At 69.2% G+C, this 519-nt stretch carries 1 protein-coding gene; it reads right to left on the reverse strand.

Features of this window, described 5'->3' with window-relative positions:
• The coding region (locus BIU95_RS13325; RefSeq protein WP_254783364.1) for a glycosyltransferase at positions 1 to 491 on the reverse strand (491 nt) is incomplete at its 3' end.
• Positions 492 to 519 lie beyond the last annotated feature (28 nt).

The following is a 519-nucleotide window of genomic DNA, read 5'->3' on the forward strand; positions in this document are numbered from 1 at the left end:
AGGCTCTCGCGGACGATGTTGCCGCTCATCTTCGAGACACCGAACTCCCGCTCGGTGAACGTGATCGGGGTCTCCACGACCCGCAGGCCTGCCTCGAGGGCGCGCCAACAGAGGTCCACCTGGAAGCAGTACCCCTTCGACGCGACGCCGGCGAGGTCGATCCGCTCGAACGCCTTCGAGGTGAACACCCGGAAGCCGCCGGTGGCGTCGCGCACCGCGATGCCGAGTGCGAGGCGGGTGTACAGGTTGCCGCCGCGGGACAGCAGGAGCCGGTACCAGGGCCAGTTCTCGACCTTGCCGCCCTTGACCCAGCGGGAGCCGAGCACCAGGTCGTTGGAGTCCGCGAGCTCGAGCATCCACGGCAGGTACTCGGGGTGGTGGGAGCCGTCGGCGTCCATCTCGACGAGCTTGGCGTAGCCGTGTTCCAGGCCCCACGCGAAGCCGGACAGGTACGCCCCGCCCAGGCCGTCCTTGACGGTGCGGTGCAGCACGTGCACACGGTCGGTCTCGGTCGCGATG

Origin of the sequence: Curtobacterium sp. MCBA15_007, from assembly GCF_001864905.1 — a bacterium.
GTDB classification, from domain to species: Bacteria; Actinomycetota; Actinomycetes; order Actinomycetales; family Microbacteriaceae; genus Curtobacterium; species Curtobacterium poinsettiae.